The 1,411-nt window shown below is 54.6% G+C and carries 1 protein-coding gene; it reads right to left on the bottom strand.

What is annotated here, in order from left to right; all coding sequences use genetic code 11:
• Nucleotides 1-58 precede the first annotated feature (58 nt).
• Nucleotides 59-1,249 carry an IS1249 family transposase gene (locus tag BMZ01_RS10935; protein ID WP_143067503.1) on the bottom strand — a complete coding sequence of 397 codons (1,191 nt, stop codon included), beginning with the start codon at nucleotides 1,247-1,249 and terminating at the stop codon, nucleotides 59-61.
• Between the last annotated feature and the right edge of the window lie 162 nt (nucleotides 1,250-1,411).

Raw genomic sequence — 1,411 nt, forward strand, 5'->3', positions numbered from 1 at the left:
GGGTTAAGTAGCAAAATGTGTGCTTTTTCGGCGTGTCGCCGATTGGGCACACTTCTTGCTATTTCAGGGGTCCTTTTCGGATGCCGATCGAGTGTTGGTACTCGGTTGGGATAGCGTTGTCGTAGAAGGCTGGTCGACCGGTCTCCTGGTCGGCGTTGTTGTGGTCTTCTGGGACAAGATCTAGGACTTTGGCGAGTTGATCTTGTCCGAAATTGCACTGCCTGGCGATCTCTAGTGGGTCGTCAGGCAGTTGCGTTTTTGCCTGTAGGTACCACTCGAGCATTCGGCGTTGCCGTTCTCCTGTTCTGCCTCGGTGGGCATCCGCGATGCGTTTGATCTGGGCGTTGATTCCGCCTTCTAGGCTGTTGGTGGTTGCCACCCACCGGTCGGGTTCTATCGCGTGTGCGGGTGGTTGTAGGTAGGTAAACAACCATTTTTTGCGTACGAGATGCAGCAGCGAGTTATAAGCTTTACGCACCCTGGCGTGGGTCCATTCCCACTGCTTGTTGAGGGTTCGGCGGTGTTTAGGTAGGCGGGTTTTCTCGTTGAGGAAGTCCTTATAGACCTGCCCGAAGTTGTGCAGGTTCAAGGTCCATTCCCGTGCCTGATCTAGGGTCGTGATCCGGGTGAGCTTTAACGCCAGCGCGTAGATTGCTTTACCCGCGGTCGTACGTGGCCTACTGGTGGTGTAGCGCCGAATCACCCGTTGAGCATGCACGAGACACCGCTGGATTAAGGCGTTAGGCCAGCAGGCTTTGATCGCGGCTAATGCACCTTGCCCACCATCAAGAACAACGCATAAAGGTTCTGCGATTTTCTTGAGCAATTGGATGTAGGCATGAGCGTTTTCTCGTTTTGCCCAGTGCCAGGCGATCACATGGTCGCGGGAGGCTGCGATAAGTAAGCAACCTGCTGCGGTGTAGGTGCCGTCGATGAAGATTTGGTCGTAGACGCGGTGAGGGTCCCCCGGGTTGGGTACATCGATGAGCCAAAATGGGGCGAATCTGCGGTCGAGTGTCCAGCGGCTTGTGTGGTGTTGTGTGGCTAGTTGAGACAGTGTGGCAGTGCAGGTGGCATAGGAGTGGAACGCCTGAAAATAATGGGCGTTAGTGGAGTCGGTGCGGTTGCGTGTGGTGGAGACACCACAGTTGGGGTCTTTGCACCGCCAGCGGGTGGTGCCTTTAGTGGTGGTGCCATTTCTTCTCATTTGCCCAGCGCATAGGGGGCATTGCGGTCGGTTTTTGATCACTGGGAAAGCACACCAAACCGCGCTTAGCACATGTGGGTGCCATTCCGGTGGATTTAACGTTGAAGTTGCGGATATAAGCCCCGGAACCTAATAAAACCCGGATTTACATACCCTGACCAGCTACAACGCCGAAATTTGAGCACACATTTTGCTACTTAACCC

The sequence above is a fragment of the Corynebacterium spheniscorum genome, from assembly GCF_900113445.1.
GTDB classification, from domain to species: domain Bacteria; phylum Actinomycetota; class Actinomycetes; order Mycobacteriales; family Mycobacteriaceae; genus Corynebacterium; species Corynebacterium spheniscorum.